This is a genomic window from Bacillus sp. NEAU-CP5 (genome assembly GCF_026420705.1).
In the GTDB taxonomy this organism is placed as follows: domain Bacteria; phylum Bacillota; class Bacilli; order Bacillales; family Bacillaceae; genus Bacillus; species Bacillus velezensis.
The window spans coordinates 1034835-1051869 of the sequence record NZ_JAPMOV010000001.1 but is presented as its reverse complement, the minus strand read 5'-3'; the positions used below and the strand labels follow the sequence as shown (position 1 = coordinate 1051869).

Genomic DNA, 17035 nt, shown 5'->3' with positions numbered 1-17035 from the left:
AAGATTAAGGATATTCACATGGCAAGAAAGGTGATTGATGTGAGAATTGTGAACGCAGCGACTGACGGACAAGAAAGCGCGATACAAGAGCTTTCCTCTGAATTGTTTCAAAATGTCTTTCCTCTTTATTTCTCCGAACTGGAAATTCAGCGCTTTAAAAAAAGGGGCGTATTATCATTACAAAACCAACGTTACCAAGGAACTTTAAAAGAAGCGTTTCAAATTATGGCTTGTCTGCAAACGGTACATATCATGCTGTCAAAGCCGCACCCGGTATATGACGTCAAAGAGCGGGCGCTGTTTGATAAAAATTGCGCTTTGCTGAATGAATGCGGAATGAATTTTCCGTTTACCTATGATGATTTCGAGACAGGTGCCGGATCAGAAGCCTGCGGTCGCAGAAGGCTGATCTGACGGGTGTAAAGAGCCTTTTTACAGGCTCTTTTTTGCTTCTTTGACATGATACCACAATTTCTTTCCTCTAACTCCCTTTATATTGAGACAAATCCCCGAGCATAATAAATGTCGAAAGGGGTGCTTTACAATGAGTTCAATCAAACAATCAATGACTACCCACGTGGCTACCGTTTCTCCCAATCAAACGATCCAGGAAGCGGCTGCGCTGATGCACCAGCATAATGTCGGAGCAATTCCCGTCGTTGACGGAGGGGAATTAAAAGGAATGCTGACAGACCGTGATATCGCATTGAGAACAACGGCTCAAGGCCGCGACGGCCAAACACCTGTTTCACACGTGATGTCTTCTGCAGTTGTATCCGGAAACCCGGAAATGAGTCTTGAAGAGGCGTCACATCTGATGGCCCAACACCAAATCCGCCGCCTTCCCATTGTCGATCAAAATCATCTGGTCGGGATCGTTGCGCTTGGAGACTTAGCGGTTGATCAGCGTTCAAATGAGTCTGCGGGAGCGGCTCTTTCCAATATTTCCAGTCAAAACACACAGTAACGATGAAGAGAGCTTGCACTTATGCAGGCTCTTCTTTCCGTCAGAATGTTACATTTTGAACGCGAAAGAAATTCACGGTATAGTGTATACATAGGTCAGTACGTTTAACTAAAGGAGCTGTAACCATTGATAAAAGCATTAATCTTTGATTTTGACGGGTTAATTTTAGATACAGAAACCCATGAATATGAAGTGCTGCAGGAAATGTTTGAAGAACACGGTTCAACATTGCCTTTATCCGTCTGGGGAAAGGTGATCGGAACGGCCGCGGGGTTTAAGCCGTTCGCATATTTAGAGGAGCAGCTGGGAAGAAAGCTCGATCATGATGAACTGACGGCGATCAGGCGCGGGCGCTTCGAACAGCGGATGAAGACGGAAACGGCGCGCCCCGGGGTGGAGGCTTATTTAGCCGCGGCAAAAGAATTAGGATTGAAGGTGGGGCTCGCTTCCAGCTCAGATTTTAAATGGGTGTCGGGTCATCTGAAGGAATTAGGCCTGTTTGATGAATTTGAAGTGATTCAGACGGCTGACGACGTAGAAGAAGTGAAGCCGAATCCGGAACTCTATCTGAAAGCTGCGGAACATTTAGGCGTTGAACCATCTGAATGTCTGGCCTTTGAGGATTCGGTCAACGGCTCAATCGCAGCCAAACGGGCCGGCATGAAATGTGTCATCGTCCCGAATAAGGTAACAAGCGCCCTGTTATTTGAAGAGTACGATCACAGACTGGAATCGATGGCTGAAATGGAACTTGAATTACTCTTACAGCGATTGAACGATCAAAACGAACCGGCAGGGGGAAGCAGCATTGTCTGAGAAACTTGATCTGACCCGTTTTGAAAAGAAAATGGTCATACGGAATATGGAAGAGAAAGATATCAACAAAATTATTGAGCTGCAAAAGGATTGTTTTCCGGGGATGGAGCCGTGGGAGCCTGAGCATTTAATCAGCCATCTCGCGCACTTTCCGGAAGGTCAGTTCTGTGCGGAGTATGAAGGGGAAATTATCGGTTCATGCTCAAGCCTGATCATCAATTTCGATGAATATGATGACCGCCACACGTGGCAGGACATTACAGACGACGGTTATATCACGAACCACAACCCGGACGGATTGAATCTGTACGGGATTGAGGTAATGGTTCACCCGGAATACAGACGGATGAAAATCGGACACCGGCTGTATGAGGCGAGAAAAGACTTGGCGAGACGATTGAATCTGAAAAGCATCATTATCGGCGGGCGGATTCCGAATTATCATAAGTATGCGGAAGAAATGACGGCGAGAGCCTATGTCGAACAGGTGACGCGCCATCAGATTTATGATCCGGTGCTTTCTTTCCAGCTGATGAACGGATTTACGCTCATGCGGATCAATCCGAATTATCTCCCGGATGACACCGCGTCCATAAAATATGCGACATTAATGCAATGGAACAATGTCGATTACCTGCCGCAGTCGAAGCGCTATTACAAATCGGCATTTCCGGTGCGCATCTGCGTCATTCAATATGAAATGAAAAAGATTTACTCCTTCGAGGAATTTGCCAATCAGGTTGAATATTATGTCGATGTGGCTTCCGATGCGAGATCTGATTTCGCGGTGTTCCCGGAAATTTTCACGACGCAGCTGATGTCATTTCTCGAGGAGCGTTCTCCGAGTCTGGCCATTCAGAGGATTACCGAATATACCGAGGACTATATCAGCCTCTTTACAGATCTCGCGGTGAAATATAACGTCAACATCATCGGCGGCTCTCACTTCGTTGAAGAAGAGGGGAAAATTTATAACATCGCCTACTTATTCAGACGTGACGGCACGATTGAAAAACAATATAAGCTTCACATTACGCCGAATGAGCGGAAATGGTGGGGCATCAGCGCCGGAGACAGGGTGCGCGTATTTGATACGGACTGCGGAAAGATTGCCATTCAGATCTGTTACGATATCGAATTTCCGGAGCTTGCGAGAATTGCCGCGGATCAAGGGGCGAAAATTATCTTTACGCCGTTCTGTACTGAAGACCGCCAAGGCTACTTGCGCGTAAGGTACTGCTCTCAGGCGCGAGCGGTTGAAAACCAAATTTACACCGTCATCTCAGGTACGGTCGGAAACCTGCCGCAAACAGAAAATATGGATATTCAATACGCGCAGTCAGCCATTTTTGCTCCGTCGGATTTTGAATTTGCCAGAGACGGAATCGTCGGTGAAACGAATCCGAATATCGAAATGGTCGTGATCGGGGACGTGGACCTTGAAATCTTAAGAAGGCAGCGTGAAAACGGAACCGTGCGCCAGCTGAAAGACCGGCGCAAAGATATTTACCGGATTACGCACCTGAAATAAAAAAACGCCCGCTCCGCTTAAGGGGCGGGTTTTTTTATAAAAACACTTGCACCGGCCCCGGTTTCGGGATATGCTCTTGTAGCCCTTTCGCTTTCTGGGAGAAAGCGTTTTTTTAATTGCCGCCGCTTTATTGACTCGCCCATGCCGCGCCTTTATATTCTTATTAAGAGGAAAACTTCACCAAGAGAATCGGCGTCAGAAGCCGGGCAGCTTTCGATACAGTGCAATGATATTGAAAGGGAGATGAGCGGTGTGGAACATGTACAAAAAAATCAGTCACTCAAACAAAAGGATAAAGAGCTGATTTGGCACGCGATGAAAGGGGCGGAGCCGGATGACAGCATAATCGTCCAAAAAGGGGAAGGCGCCTGGGTTACGGATATTGACGGCAGACGGTATTTGGACGGCATGTCAGGACTGTGGTGCGTCAATATCGGATACGGGAGAAAGGAGCTTGCCGATGCGGCTTACAGCCAATTGAAGGAGCTTCCTTATTATCCGCTGACCCAAAGCCATCAACCCGCGATTGAGCTTGCGGAAAAACTGAATGAATGGCTCGGCGGCGATTATGTGATCTTCTTTTCCAACAGCGGATCGGAAGCAAATGAAACCGCGTTCAAAATTGCCCGCCAATACCACATTGAAAACGGCGATCACAGCCGCTTCAAATTCATCTCCCGGTACAGAGGCTATCACGGCAATACGATGGGGGCGCTCGCCGCTACCGGCCAGGCGCAGAGAAAATATAAATATGAGCCGCTCTCACAAGGTTTTTTGCACGCGGCGCCGCCTGATCTTTATCGGAATCCCGGCGATGCCGTCACATTGGAAAGCGCGCATGAAATCGACCGGATCATGACGTGGGAATTAAGCGAAACGATTGCCGGCGTGATTATGGAACCGATTATTACAGGCGGAGGGATACTGATGCCCCCGGACGGGTATATGGCAAAGGTAGAGGACATTTGCCGCCGCCACGGCGCGCTTCTGATCAGTGATGAAGTTATTTGCGGTTTCGGCCGCACGGGAGAGCCGTTCGGATTTCAGCATTACGGCGTTTCACCGGACATCGTCACAATGGCAAAAGGCATTACGAGCGCTTATCTGCCGCTGTCGGCAACGGCGGTAAAACGGGAGATTTTTGAGGCGTATTCGGGCGGTGAGCCGTACGGCCGCTTCCGGCACGTGAATACATTCGGAGGCAATCCGGCAGCCTGCGCCCTGGCTTTGAAAAACCTGCAATTGATGGAGGACGAAAATCTGATCGCCCGCTCCCGTGAGCTTGGAGAAAGGCTGCTCCGTGAGCTTGAGCCGCTCAGAGAACATCCGGCGGTCGGAGATGTACGGGGCAAGGGCCTTCTTGCCGGCATTGAGCTCGTCAAGGACAAAGTCACGAAGGAACCCGCTGATGCCGTCCTTGTGCAGCACGTCATCACCGCGTGCAGAGAAAAAGGCCTGCTTGTCGGGAAAAATGGTGATACTGTAGCGGGATATAATAATGTCATTCAGCTGTCTCCGCCTTTTTGCCTGTCGGACGAGGAGCTCTCTTTCATCATTTCGACCGTCAAGGAAAGCGTGCTGAGCATTGATTTTTAATGTAAAGGAGTAAAACATGAGTTTTCACAACCAGCAGATTCTACCGGCTATCCGGAACATGAAGCAATTCGATGCATTTTTAGAAAGTCCGTTCTTATACGGCGTCATTTTAGATATCCACCTCGGTCAATTAAAAGGTGTCGTGAATGAAGCAAAAAAACACGGAAAACTTCTGATGGTTCACGTCGATTTAATTCACGGCATTAAGCATGACGAATACGGTGCGGAGTTTATTTGTCAGGATATCCGGCCCGCGGGCATCATTTCGACGAGATCATCAGTCATCGTCAAAGCGAAACAAAAGAAAATATACGCGATCCAGCGTCTGTTTCTCTTGGATACGAGCGCCATGGAGAAAAGCATGGAATTCGTCGGAAAGCATAAACCTGACTTTATCGAGGTTCTCCCGGGCATTGTTCCGACTTTAATCAGAGAAATTAAAGAAATGACGGGGATTCCTATTTTTGCCGGCGGCTTCATCCGCACGGAGCAGGACGTTGAAAACGCCTTGCAGGCAGGAGCCACGGCCGTGACGACTTCAGACACCGAACTATGGGCTAAATATGAACATTCTATGACAAAAAAAGATTGACACCGCTTACACCCATTGTTACAATAGACCTAGGTTAATACTATGTGATGGAGATCCGGAGACCCACAACAGCTCTTTACGGAAGCAATAAAGCGTAAAGCGGTTTGTTGTGGGTTTTTTATTCTCTATAACTCTGTCAAACCTGCTATTTTGTCATTTAGGAGGAATGATGATGACAGCATTTTGGGGAGAAGTAATCGGTACAATGCTGCTTGTTATTTTCGGCGGCGGCGTTTGTGCGGGAGTCAATTTAAAGAAATCGCTTTCATACCAATCCGGATGGATTGTTATTGTATTCGGCTGGGGATTGGGAGTAGCCATGGCGGCATATGCCGTCGGCAGCATCAGCGGCGCCCACTTGAATCCGGCTTTAACGATAGGCCTTGCGCTTGAAGGCAGCTTTCCTTGGAAAGAGGTCCCTGTTTATATTGCGGGACAGATGATCGGAGCAATGATCGGTGCGGTTGTTGTGTTCCTTCATTATCTGCCGCATTGGAAGGCGACGGATGATCCGGCCGCCAAACTGGGCGTTTTCTCGACCGGCCCGAGTATTCCTCATACGTTTGGGAATATGATAAGTGAAGTCATTGGTACGTTTGTGCTTGTGCTCGGCATTTTGGCAATCGGAGCGAATGAATTTACAAAAGGGCTGAACCCGCTGATTGTCGGATTCCTCATCGTTGCCATCGGGATTTCTCTTGGAGGGACGACCGGATATGCGATCAACCCTGCGCGGGATTTGGGGCCGAGAATCGCTCACGCCTTTTTGCCGATTCCGAAAAAAGGGCCGTCAAATTGGAAATATGCCTGGATTCCCGTAGTCGGTCCGATCATGGGCGGTGCGTTCGGCGGCGTATTTTACAATGCCGCATTTAAAGGAAATGTGACACCTAGCTTTTGGTTTGTAAGCGTTATAATGGTTGTAGTACTTTTCATACTCTATATTTATACCAAGAAATCTCAATCACAGAAAACATTATCAAATTCTGAATATATTTAAAAAGGAGAGCGGCATCATGGAGACCTATATTTTATCAATTGACCAAGGCACAACAAGTTCAAGAGCGATTCTTTTTAATAAAGAAGGAAAAATCGTGCATTCCGCTCAAAAGGAATTCACACAGCATTTCCCTCAGCCGGGCTGGGTGGAGCACAATGCGAACGAAATCTGGGGATCGGTGCTCGCCGTTATCGCGACTGTGATCTCCGAGTCCGGAATCAGCGCTGATCAAATTGCCGGCATCGGCATCACGAACCAAAGGGAAACGACGGTCGTATGGGATAAAGATACCGGAAAGCCGGTATACAATGCGATTGTGTGGCAATCGAGACAAACATCCGGCATTTGCGAAGAGCTTCGTGAAAAAGGATATAATGATACATTCAGAGAAAAAACGGGACTTTTGATCGACCCTTATTTCTCAGGAACGAAAGTCAAATGGATTCTTGACAATGTAGAAGGCGCGCGGGAAAAAGCGGAAAACGGAAATCTGCTGTTCGGAACGATTGATTCATGGCTCATCTGGAAAATGTCCGGAGGGGCGGCGCACGTAACGGATTATTCCAACGCTTCAAGAACCCTGATGTTTAATATACATGAATTAAAATGGGATGACGAGCTGCTTGATATTTTAGGCGTGCCGAAATCAATGCTGCCGGAAGTGAAACCGTCTTCTCATGTGTACGCGAAAACGGTTGATTATCATTTCTTCGGTAAAAACATTCCGATTGCGGGAGCGGCCGGAGACCAGCAGTCTGCGCTGTTCGGCCAGGCGTGCTTTGAAGAAGGCATGGGGAAAAACACATACGGCACAGGCTGCTTTATGCTGATGAATACCGGAGAAAAAGCCATCACTTCTGATCACGGCCTTCTGACGACAATCGCCTGGGGATTAGACGGAAAAGTCGAGTATGCACTGGAAGGAAGCATCTTTGTCGCAGGTTCTGCCATCCAATGGCTGAGAGACGGCATGCGGATGTTCCAAGATTCGAAAGAAAGCGAGACATACGCAGAGCGTGTGGATTCCGCTGATGGTGTTTATGTCGTGCCCGCTTTCGTCGGATTAGGCACACCGTACTGGGACAGTGACGTGCGCGGCTCAGTTTTCGGCCTGACACGCGGAACGACGAAGGAGCATTTCATCCGGGCTACGCTTGAATCTCTCGCTTATCAGGCGAAAGATGTGCTTGATGCCATGGAGGCTGATTCAGGCATCTCTTTAAAAACATTGCGTGTAGACGGCGGAGCGGTAAAAAATAACTTCCTTATGCAGTTCCAGAGCGACTTGCTTGATGTGCCGGTCGAACGTCCGGAAATTAATGAAACGACGGCGCTCGGTGCTGCGTATTTGGCCGGAATCGCTGTCGGCTACTGGAAGGACAGCACTGAAATCGCTGATCAATGGAACCTTGATAAGCAATTCAAACCGGAAATGGAAGATGAAAAACGCGATGAATTGTACGGCGGATGGAAAAAAGCAGTAAATGCAGCTATGGCTTTTAAATAAGATAAAAATGTGGTATACTGAAAACAAGTTAATAGGAACGGTCCTGAGATGAGGAGAGACCACAGCACCAAAGTGATGACATGCGCTTTGGCTGTTGTGGTCTCTTTTTCTATACCGTGACAACAAGGAGGAAACGTAATGATGAATCACCAATTTTCAAGTTTGGAACGGGATCATATGCTGGAAGACATGACTAAAAAAACATACGATCTGTTTATTATAGGCGGAGGTATTACGGGTGCCGGTACGGCGCTTGACGCTGCTTCAAGGGGAATGAAAGTCGCTTTGAGCGAAATGCAGGATTTCGCGGCCGGCACATCAAGCCGATCCACAAAGCTTGTCCACGGCGGTTTGCGTTATCTGAAGCAATTTGAAGTCAAAATGGTTGCAGAAGTCGGTAAGGAACGTGCCATCGTGTACGAAAACGGCCCGCACGTCACGACGCCGGAATGGATGCTGCTGCCGTTTCATAAAGGCGGCACGTTCGGTTCATTCTCTACTTCCATCGGCCTGCGTGTGTACGACTATTTAGCAGGGGTAAAAAAATCAGAGCGCAGAAGCATGCTGTCTGCTAAAGAAACGCTGCAAAAAGAGCCGCTCGTCAAAAAAGACGGCTTAAAAGGCGGAGGCTATTATGTAGAGTACCGGACGGACGATGCGAGACTGACGATTGAAGTCATGAAAGAAGCCGTTAAATTCGGTGCGGAGCCTGTCAACTATTCTAAAGTGAAAGAACTTCTTTATGAAAAAGGAAAAGTTGTCGGCGTTTTAATTGAAGATCTGCTGTCAGGCAAGGAATACAAAGTTTACGCCAAAAAAATCGTCAATGCGACAGGTCCGTGGGTCGACGAGCTGAGAGAAAAAGACCACAGCAAAAGCGGAAAACATCTTCAGCACACAAAAGGGGTCCATCTCGTTTTCGACCAATCCGTATTCCCGCTTAAACAGGCGGTGTACTTTGATACGCCGGACGGCCGGATGGTGTTCGCCATTCCGCGTGAAGGAAAAACATACGTGGGTACGACCGATACGGTTTACAAACAAAAACTTGAGCACCCGCGCATGACGGTGCAGGATCGCGATTATGTCGTCAGCTCCATCAATTATATGTTCCCGGAACTGAACATTACGGCGGACGATATTGAATCAAGCTGGGCCGGCCTCAGACCGCTTATTCACGAAGAAGGGAAAGACCCGTCTGAGATCTCCCGTAAAGATGAAATCTGGACATCTCAATCAGGCCTGATTACGATCGCCGGAGGAAAACTGACGGGCTACCGTAAAATGGCTGAGCACATTGTCGATCTTGTCCGCGACCGCTTGAAAGAAGAGGGCGGCCAGGACTTCGGCGGCTGCAAGACGAAGACGATGCCGATTTCCGGCGGACATGTCGGCGGCTCTAAAAACTTCGAGTCATTTGTGGAAGCAAAGACAAAAGACGGCTTGAAAATCGGTTTATCACAGGAAACCGCTAAGCAGTTAGCCATCAGATACGGCTCTAACGTTGAAAATGTATTCAGCCGGATTGAGGGTCTGAAAGACGAAGCGGAAAAACGCCAGATTCCGGTTCACATTTTGGCTGAAGCAGCTTACAGCATCGAAGAAGAAATGGCTGCGACACCTGCCGATTTCTTCGTCCGCAGAACGGGAAGACTGTTCTTCGACATCAAATGGGTGCAAACGTATAAAACGGCCGTGATTGATTACATGAGCGACCGATTCCAATGGAATGACGAAACGAAAGAAAAACACACTGAGTGGTTAAATACGCTGCTGCACGACGCGGTTGTTCCGCTCGAACAATAATAACCGGAGGGCTGTGCCGAAAAGGCATGAGCCCTTCTTTTATCTGTTTACATAAAGCATTTGGTTAAGTTATCAAGTGACACGGGCAGCCGCTTCATATTAAAATATGGTCATAAGCTGAAATTATAGGAGGACGAACATGAGTTGGAGTAAGAGTTACGAACGCTGGAATCAGGCCGAACAATTAGATTCAGAATTGAAAAAATTATTGGCGGACGCAGAAGGAAATGAGCAGCTGCTGGAAGATTTTTTCTACAAAAATCTTGAGTTCGGAACAGGAGGCATGAGAGGAGAAATCGGGCCGGGTACGAACAGGATGAATATTTACACGGTCCGCAAAGCATCCGCCGGACTTGCGGCGTATATCGCGAAACAGGGGGAAGACGCGAAAAAAAGAGGGGTTGCGATCGCATACGACTCCCGTCATAAATCTCCTGAGTTTGCGATGGAAGCTGCAAAAACTCTTGCTTCCCAAGGCATTCAAACATACGTATTTGATGAGCTCCGCCCGACGCCTGAGCTGTCTTTTGCGGTGAGAAAGCTGAACGCTTATGCCGGTATCGTCGTGACGGCCAGCCATAACCCGCCTGAATATAACGGATATAAAGTGTATGGCGATGACGGCGCACAGCTGCCGCCGAAAGAAGCGGACATCGTCATTGCGGAAGTGAATGCCATAGAAAATGAATTAACGATTCAAGTTGAAGATGAACAGTCACTGAAAGAAAAAGGTTTGATTAAAATAATCGGTGAAGAAATTGATAAACCGTATACTGAAGAACTGACTTCCATCTCCGTACATCCCGAGCTTTCGGATGAAGTGGATGTCAGCGTCGTGTTCACTCCGCTGCACGGCACGGCAAATAAACCGGTGCGCCGCGGTCTTGAAGCACTCGGTTACAAAAACGTCACCGTCGTAAAGGAGCAAGAGCTGCCGGACCCGGATTTTTCAACCGTCAAATCGCCGAATCCGGAAGAGCACGCGGCATTCGAATATGCCATTAAACTCGGAGAAGAACAAAACGCTGATATTCTCGTCGCTACGGACCCGGATGCCGACCGTCTCGGCATTGCCGTAAAAAACAGCGAAGGCAAGTACACAGTGCTGACGGGAAACCAGACAGGCGCGCTTTTATTGCATTACCTGCTTTCCGAGAAGAAAAAACAGGGCACCCTTCCTGAAAACGGTGTCGTCATGAAAACGATTGTCACGAGCGAATTGGGCCGCGCCGTCGCTTCATCGTTCGGATTAGATACGGTTGACACGCTGACAGGCTTCAAATTTATCGGTGAAAAGATCAAAGAATATGAAAAATCAGGCCAATACACGTTCCAGTTCGGGTATGAAGAAAGCTACGGCTACTTAATCGGCGATTTCGCGCGTGACAAAGACGCGATCCAGGCTGCGCTGTTAGCCGTCGAGGTATGCGCCTTTTATAAAAAGCAGGGCATGTCGCTTTATGACGCACTGCTGTCCATTTTTAAAGAATACGGATATTACCGTGAAGGCTTGAAGTCATTGACGTTAAAAGGAAAACAGGGAGCCGAGCAGATTTCCGCTATCCTGACTTCCTTCCGAAACGATCCGCCGAAGCAGATGGCCGGAAAACAAATCACGCAGGCTGAAGACTATTCAACGGGAAAACGGACTGTATTTGCCGATCATCATGAAGAGGATATTGATCTGCCGAAGTCAAATGTCCTGAAATATTTCCTTGAAGACGGCTCTTGGTTCTGTCTTCGTCCATCGGGAACGGAGCCGAAAGTGAAGTTCTATTTCGCCGTGAAGGGAACTTCTTTACAAGACAGCGAACAGCGTCTTGCCGCATTATCTGAAGCCGTCATGAAAACAGTGGATGGCATAGTGGAAAAAACGAAATAAACAACAAACCGCCGGAAGCGACATCCGGCGGTTTTTTTATACGTCTCATCCGAAAGTATGAGGAAAATTCATGCTGAAAACAAAGGAATATACAGAATAGAATTGATATAATATGGATAATTCTGATTGGCCGGAGTGAGGGAAATTGACGAAAACGACGGTAGAAACGTTAAAAACGTTAAAAGCGATTGCGGAAACCTTAAACCAAAGCCACGATTTAAAGGAAGCGCTTGATAAAGTGCTCCGCGAACTGCTCAGCCTGACCGGGCTGCAGACAGGGTGGATTTTTCTGATTGAGCCGGACGGGTCTTATACGCTCGCCGCAGCCGCTTATTTACCGCCGGCTCTCGGTCAGCGGGAAAATGCACTCATGTGCAGCGGGGAATGCTATTGTCTGACCAAATTCAGCAATGGCGGATTGACAAAGGCCGTAAACACAATGAATTGTAAACGGATTGAATTTGCGGAACAGGCGACGAACTGCCGCGATACGGAGGGCATTACCCATCATGCGACCGTACCGCTTGAGGACGGCGGCCGGAAGTTCGGTTTATTAAACGTCGCCGCAAGTGAAAAGACATTTTTCAACGAAGAAGAACTGCATCTTCTTGAAGCGGTTGCATTTCAAATCGGAACGGCGATCCAGCGGATGAAATTGGCCGAATTTGAGCAGCAGAACGCCCTGTTGGTGGAACGAAGCAGACTTGCGCAAGAGCTGCATGATTCCGTCAATCAGATGCTGTTTTCTGTCAGCTTAACGGCAAAAGCCGCAAAGAGCTTTACAGATGATGATCGGCTCCGTCAGATGATTACGTTTATTCAAGAGCTGTCTCAGGATGCGCTAACAGAAATGAGGGCGCTTATTTGGCAGCTGAAGCCGGAAAGTTTGACGAAAGGGCTGTATGCGTCGATCAAAAGCTATGCCGCTCTTATCGGCCTGGAAGCCGTTTGTGAAATGGAGGATGAGCTGGAGCTTACGGATGAACAGGAACACGCGCTTTGGCGGATCGCCCAGGAAGCCTTGAATAACTGTAAAAAGCATGCGGGAACGGACCGGGTTATCATTTCCGCCGTTAAAAAGCCGGATTGCGCTGAGCTTCACATTAGCGACCGTGGAGCGGGCTTCAGCGCTGATGCGCATGCTGTGCTCCCATCGCTCGGCGTGACCGGCATGAAAGCGCGCGCCGAAGCAATCGGAGGCCGCTTTACATTGCAATCCGAGCTTGGCGCCGGAACGATTGTCTCCGTTCGGCTTCCGTTTCGGGACAGGAGGTCTGATTGATGAAAATTGTGATTGCTGATGATCATCACGTTGTCCGCAAAGGACTGCGCTATTTCTTCGCCACTCAGGAAGACATTGAAGTTGTCGGTGAGGCGTCCACCGGTGCTGAAGCACTTCAGCAAGCTGAAAAGACGGAGCCGGACATCATTCTGATGGATTTATCAATGCCTGATATGGACGGCATAGAAGCGGCAAAAATTGCGGCTGAACGATTTCCGGACATCGGTATCGTCGTTTTGACGAGCTATTCTGATCAGGAGCATGTCATTCCCGCCCTTAAAGCCGGCGCAAAAGCGTATCAGCTGAAAGACGCCCAGCCCGATGATTTAGTAAAAACGCTCCGGGAAGTATATTCCGGACGTTACCGGCTGTCGGCGGATATTGTTCCTCATGTGCTGACCCATATGGTTCAGGATGATCAGGATAAGGAAAAATATTATCACCTGACCCCTCGTGAAAAAGATGTTCTTCAAGAAATAGCCAAAGGAAATAGCAATAAGGAAATTGCGGCGGCACTGTTTATTTCAGAAAAAACAGTGAAGACCCACGTGTCCAACCTGCTGTCAAAGCTGAATCTTTCCGATCGGACGCAGGCGGCATTGTATGCGGTAAAATATAATGTTTTTGGAAAGGCGGTAAAATCATGAGCATATTAGTGATCAGCGGAACACCGAGAAAAAACGGGCGGACTAGAATTGCCGCTTCTTATATCAGAGATCGGTTTCATACCGATTATATTGATTTGAGCGAAAGTGATCTGCCGCTTTATAACGGTGAAGAAGAACAGAACGAGCTGCCTTCAGTGCAAGAGTTAAGGCGGCAGGTGAAAAAGTCGGCGGCCGTCGTCTTATTATCTCCCGAGTATCACAGCGGCATGAGCGGCGCTTTAAAAAACGCCATCGATTTTTTAAGCAGCGATCACTGGGCATACAAACCGGTGGCAATCATTGCCGCGGCGGGGGGAGGAAAAGGAGGCATGAACGCGCTGGCGAATATGCGGACGGTCATGCGGGGCGTTTATGCAAATGTCATCCCGAAACAGCTGGTCTTAGACCCGATTCACATTGACATGGAGCGCCGGACCGTATCTGAGGATATGGCGGTCAGCCTGAAAGAGATGATCGAAGAGCTGAATATGTTCACAAACACAAGAAATCCCGGCGTCTGACGCCGGGATTGTTTTTATGTCAGCATGGCTAATTGATCTTCATAAGCGAGCTCTGTCGCATGATCAATATACCCGAGAAGAGAATACAGCTCTTTTTCAAGCACCGCATGATCATATTCGAAATGATACGCGTGCAGAAAGTGCTCAATACGCTTTGATAATAAATCATCTTTTGTACGAACCATCAATATTAACAAATTGTCCCATTGAGATCGGTGTGTGTAATACAAGGCTTTGTCATAATCGGCATGATCCATCTAACGCTTCTCCTTTCAATGAGAAGTTCTCCGTTAGTTTATGCCGCTGAAGCCCGGATGCAACGGGGGAAAAGTTGGTGTCCTTATCACTGCGGCATAGCAATATGAGGGAGACATAAAATAAAACCGCATATCCGTCTCTTCTTTGGACACGCTAAGATTGACAAAAAACGACTCAGGAGAACATAAGATGAAATCCCTTCCATTTGCGCTTGCCCTCTTGTTTTGCGGCATTCTCATTGCCTCGATCGCTGAAAAAGGGCATACAGAACACCTTGATCCATCAGTTGAAAAATGGGAGCAGCTCGCATGGAACCAGCTTGAACGTGAATACAAGGGGGCCGAGCTTACTGATTATTCGTACATGGGCCGTACAAAAGTGAACCGGGAACAGACGAAAGATGTGTTTCGCGTAACGGTGCAAACAACAAAAGAAACATTTTCATCCCGTGCTGAAGTGTATTTCCATCCCGTGACAAAGCATGTGATCAGCATTAATATTTTCAGACTGTAAAAAAAGCTGCACAGCTTAATTGAGGCCGTACAGCTTGTCAGATATCAGAAGAAACGTTTTGCGCCGAGGTAGCGCTGTTTCCAATAGGAATTGTTCATGCTGGAAATAACGACACCCGAATCGTTGGCATTAATAAACTGGCCGTTCCCGAGATAAATACCGACGTGGGAAGGTCCGGCTTTATAAGTTGAGAAAAAGACAAAGTCACCGACCGCCGGCTGGCTGACTGATGTCATCGTATTCCAGTAGCCTGCGGCTGAAAGTCTGGATACAGAAGTGACCTTATTGAGAACGTAATAAATGAAACCGCTGCAGTCAAAGCCTCTCGGCGTTGTCCCGCCCCATACATACGGTACGCCCAGTTGAGCTTTTGCGGCATCAATCATTACATTAATCTTCGCGCTTGTTGAACCTGTGCCGCCTGTGTTGCCGGACTGATTCGGTGTCGTGTTTGTCTGCTGTCCGGTAATCGTCAGCTTTTGTCCGATTTGAAGAACATCTGTTTTCAGATTGTTTTTCTCGCGGATCTGCTGGGCCGTCACATTGAACTTTTGGGCGATCACCCATAAAGAATCCCCGCTTTTCACGGTATATGTAGTGGTTTTCCCTGTATCTCCGGACTGGTTCGGAGTTGACGGTGAAGTCGAAGAGCCGGAAGATGACGTTTTTGTCAGCTTAAGCACTTGTCCGACCCGAAGCATGTCTGACGTCAGTTTGTTGATGCTTCTGATTTGCTGAACCGTCATGTTGTATGCGTTTGCGATTTTCCAGAGTGAGTCTCCGCTTTTTACTGTATAAGAGGACGTTTGCGTCTGGTTTTTATTTTGGTTTGAATTGTCTTTTGACGGCGTGTTTCCCGAAGAAGACGTTCCTTTTGTTTTCAGGACTTGGTTTACGTAGATCGTATCCGTTTTTAAGTTGTTTAATACTTTGAGTTCCGCAATGGTCATATTGACGCTGTTTGCGATCTTCCATAGTGAATCGCCGAGTTTGACTTTATACGTCCCGGAAGATGATGACTGCTTTTTGCTGCTGTTTGAGCTGCTGCCCGGTGTGGTTTTTTTCTGATCGGTGCTTGAGGAAACTTTCCCCGTCACTTGCAGCTTCTGTCCGGCGCGGATTAAGTCGCTTGTCAGACCGTTCAATTTTTTCAGTTCCTGTACGGACATTTTAAAATCAGATGCGATCAGCCACAGCGAGTCTCCGCTTTTCACTGTATAAACGCTTTTAGTCGTGCCGCTGTTCTTTGAAGATGGCTTTGAGCTGCCGGAATCTGATTTGCCGTTAGGAATGTTGAGCGTCTGCCCGATAGAAATAACGGTGGATTTTAGATGATTCGCTGATGTAATGGCATCCACGCTTGTATTGTAGTTTTGGGCAAGCTTCCATAATGAATCTCCGCTTTTAACCTTAATCGTTTGTGCTTCTGCCGGTGTTACAGCTAACGCAGACCCGACGATCGCAGATGCAGTCAAACCGATCGCTACCTTTTTTTTCATAATGAATCTCCCTTTTCCTGCGATGATTTTACTATCCCCATTCGTTGCAGCCGCAAGGTGAGGATATCAGTAATGATAATCTTTATATCGGCACTTGTCTGCAATCGTTTATCATATTAATAGAAATAGTCCTTTTTTCTTATGCCGGCATAAAAAAAGAAGGAATGCGGACATTCCTTCAGCTTCTGAGCAGTCTCATAATCTCCTCTTTGTTTTTGACCAGATCCCTTAACGTATATTTGTCTAAAACGGCCAGGTAAGCTTGCAGGGCTTCATTCAGAAGGTTCTTTAAGTTGCAGGCGGGAGATATGATACAGAGATTTTTTTTGGAGTCAAAGCATTCTACGATGTTAAAGTCGTCTTCTGTATTTCGAACGACTTCTCCAATGTTTATGTCTTCCGGTGTCATTCCTAATCGGATTCCGCCTCCCCGGCCCCGGATCGTTTCGACATACCCGAGCTGGCCGAGGCGGTAAATGACTTTCATGAGGTGGTTTTTAGAGATGGAATAAGTATCTGCGATTTCTTTTATGTTGGAAAGTTCGTCGGAATGTTTGGAAGCCAAAAAAATCAAAACGCGTAAAGAATAATCGGTATAGTTCGTTAATTTCATAGAAT

17 protein-coding genes are annotated in these 17035 nt (G+C 47.6%); 14 read left to right on the top strand and 3 right to left on the bottom strand.

Annotated features, from left to right (window positions below; all coding sequences use genetic code 11):
* Window positions 1-18: 18 nt before the first annotated feature.
* The 13 genes from OTK50_RS04695 (at window position 19) to OTK50_RS04635 (ending at window position 14147) form a co-directional block, all read left to right on the top strand.
* Window positions 19-414 (top strand): DUF5365 family protein, encoded by a 396-nt coding sequence (locus OTK50_RS04695; RefSeq protein WP_029325982.1) that lies wholly within the window; start codon window positions 19-21, stop codon window positions 412-414.
* Window positions 415-544: 130 nt separating this feature from the next.
* On the top strand, window positions 545-967 hold the full coding sequence (locus OTK50_RS04690; RefSeq protein ID WP_007408449.1) for a CBS domain-containing protein: 423 nt from the start codon (window positions 545-547) through the stop codon (window positions 965-967).
* Between the two features lie 126 nt (window positions 968-1093).
* Complete coding sequence (locus OTK50_RS04685) at window positions 1094-1783, top strand: HAD family hydrolase (RefSeq protein ID WP_003155347.1); 690 nt, start codon at window positions 1094-1096, stop codon at window positions 1781-1783.
* A complete protein-coding gene (locus OTK50_RS04680; RefSeq protein ID WP_007408451.1) occupies window positions 1776-3314 on the top strand; it encodes a bifunctional GNAT family N-acetyltransferase/carbon-nitrogen hydrolase family protein in 1539 nt (512 codons plus the stop codon). The genes OTK50_RS04685 and OTK50_RS04680 overlap by 8 nt, the downstream gene beginning before the upstream one ends.
* Window positions 3315-3557: 243 nt before the next feature.
* Entirely contained in the window at window positions 3558-4910 is a 1353-nt protein-coding gene (locus OTK50_RS04675) for an aspartate aminotransferase family protein (RefSeq protein WP_101670211.1), read from the top strand.
* A gap of 16 nt (window positions 4911-4926) precedes the next feature.
* The gene (locus tag OTK50_RS04670) at window positions 4927-5502 is read left to right on the top strand and encodes a glycerol-3-phosphate responsive antiterminator (RefSeq protein ID WP_007610287.1); all 576 of its coding nucleotides are present in this window, start codon (window positions 4927-4929) and stop codon (window positions 5500-5502) included.
* A 172-nt stretch (window positions 5503-5674) separates the two neighbouring features.
* Window positions 5675-6502, top strand: coding sequence for an MIP/aquaporin family protein (locus tag OTK50_RS04665; RefSeq protein WP_032874243.1), 828 nt, complete (start codon window positions 5675-5677; stop codon window positions 6500-6502).
* A gap of 16 nt (window positions 6503-6518) precedes the next feature.
* Window positions 6519-8009: a glycerol kinase GlpK gene (gene glpK, locus OTK50_RS04660; protein ID WP_007610291.1), complete on the top strand. Its 1491-nt coding sequence runs from the start codon at window positions 6519-6521 to the stop codon at window positions 8007-8009.
* 138 nt (window positions 8010-8147) lie between these two features.
* Window positions 8148-9815: a glycerol-3-phosphate dehydrogenase gene (gene glpD, locus OTK50_RS04655; protein WP_003155341.1), complete on the top strand. Its 1668-nt coding sequence runs from the start codon at window positions 8148-8150 to the stop codon at window positions 9813-9815.
* Between the two features lie 139 nt (window positions 9816-9954).
* Window positions 9955-11697, top strand: coding sequence for a phospho-sugar mutase (locus tag OTK50_RS04650; RefSeq protein WP_130571226.1), 1743 nt, complete (start codon window positions 9955-9957; stop codon window positions 11695-11697).
* A gap of 145 nt (window positions 11698-11842) precedes the next feature.
* Window positions 11843-12979, top strand: a complete 1137-nt coding sequence (locus tag OTK50_RS04645; protein WP_266121836.1) for a GAF domain-containing sensor histidine kinase — start codon at window positions 11843-11845, stop codon at window positions 12977-12979.
* Window positions 12979-13626 carry a response regulator gene (locus tag OTK50_RS04640; RefSeq protein ID WP_224224143.1) on the top strand — a complete coding sequence of 216 codons (648 nt, stop codon included), beginning with the start codon at window positions 12979-12981 and terminating at the stop codon, window positions 13624-13626. The genes OTK50_RS04645 and OTK50_RS04640 overlap by 1 nt, the downstream gene beginning before the upstream one ends.
* Window positions 13623-14147 carry an NADPH-dependent FMN reductase gene (locus OTK50_RS04635; protein ID WP_032874264.1) on the top strand — a complete coding sequence of 175 codons (525 nt, stop codon included), beginning with the start codon at window positions 13623-13625 and terminating at the stop codon, window positions 14145-14147. The genes OTK50_RS04640 and OTK50_RS04635 overlap by 4 nt, the downstream gene beginning before the upstream one ends.
* Window positions 14148-14161: 14 nt before the next feature.
* On the opposite strand, the gene OTK50_RS04630 is transcribed toward OTK50_RS04635, so the two are convergent.
* Complete coding sequence (locus OTK50_RS04630) at window positions 14162-14404, bottom strand: YhdB family protein (protein WP_003155335.1); 243 nt, start codon at window positions 14402-14404, stop codon at window positions 14162-14164.
* Window positions 14405-14594: 190 nt separating this feature from the next.
* Here OTK50_RS04630 and OTK50_RS04625 point away from each other — a divergent pair, with 190 nt between their 5' ends.
* Window positions 14595-14918 carry a DUF3889 domain-containing protein gene (locus OTK50_RS04625; RefSeq protein ID WP_007610300.1) on the top strand — a complete coding sequence of 108 codons (324 nt, stop codon included), beginning with the start codon at window positions 14595-14597 and terminating at the stop codon, window positions 14916-14918.
* A 44-nt stretch (window positions 14919-14962) separates the two neighbouring features.
* On the opposite strand, the gene OTK50_RS04620 is transcribed toward OTK50_RS04625, so the two are convergent.
* Together OTK50_RS04620 and nsrR are read right to left on the bottom strand one after the other, a co-directional pair.
* Window positions 14963-16417, bottom strand: a complete 1455-nt coding sequence (locus OTK50_RS04620) for a LysM peptidoglycan-binding domain-containing protein (RefSeq protein ID WP_224224144.1) — start codon at window positions 16415-16417, stop codon at window positions 14963-14965.
* 178 nt (window positions 16418-16595) lie between these two features.
* Window positions 16596-17030 (bottom strand): nitric oxide-sensing transcriptional repressor NsrR, encoded by a 435-nt coding sequence (gene nsrR, locus OTK50_RS04615; RefSeq protein ID WP_032874275.1) that lies wholly within the window; start codon window positions 17028-17030, stop codon window positions 16596-16598.
* Window positions 17031-17035: the final 5 nt, after the last annotated feature.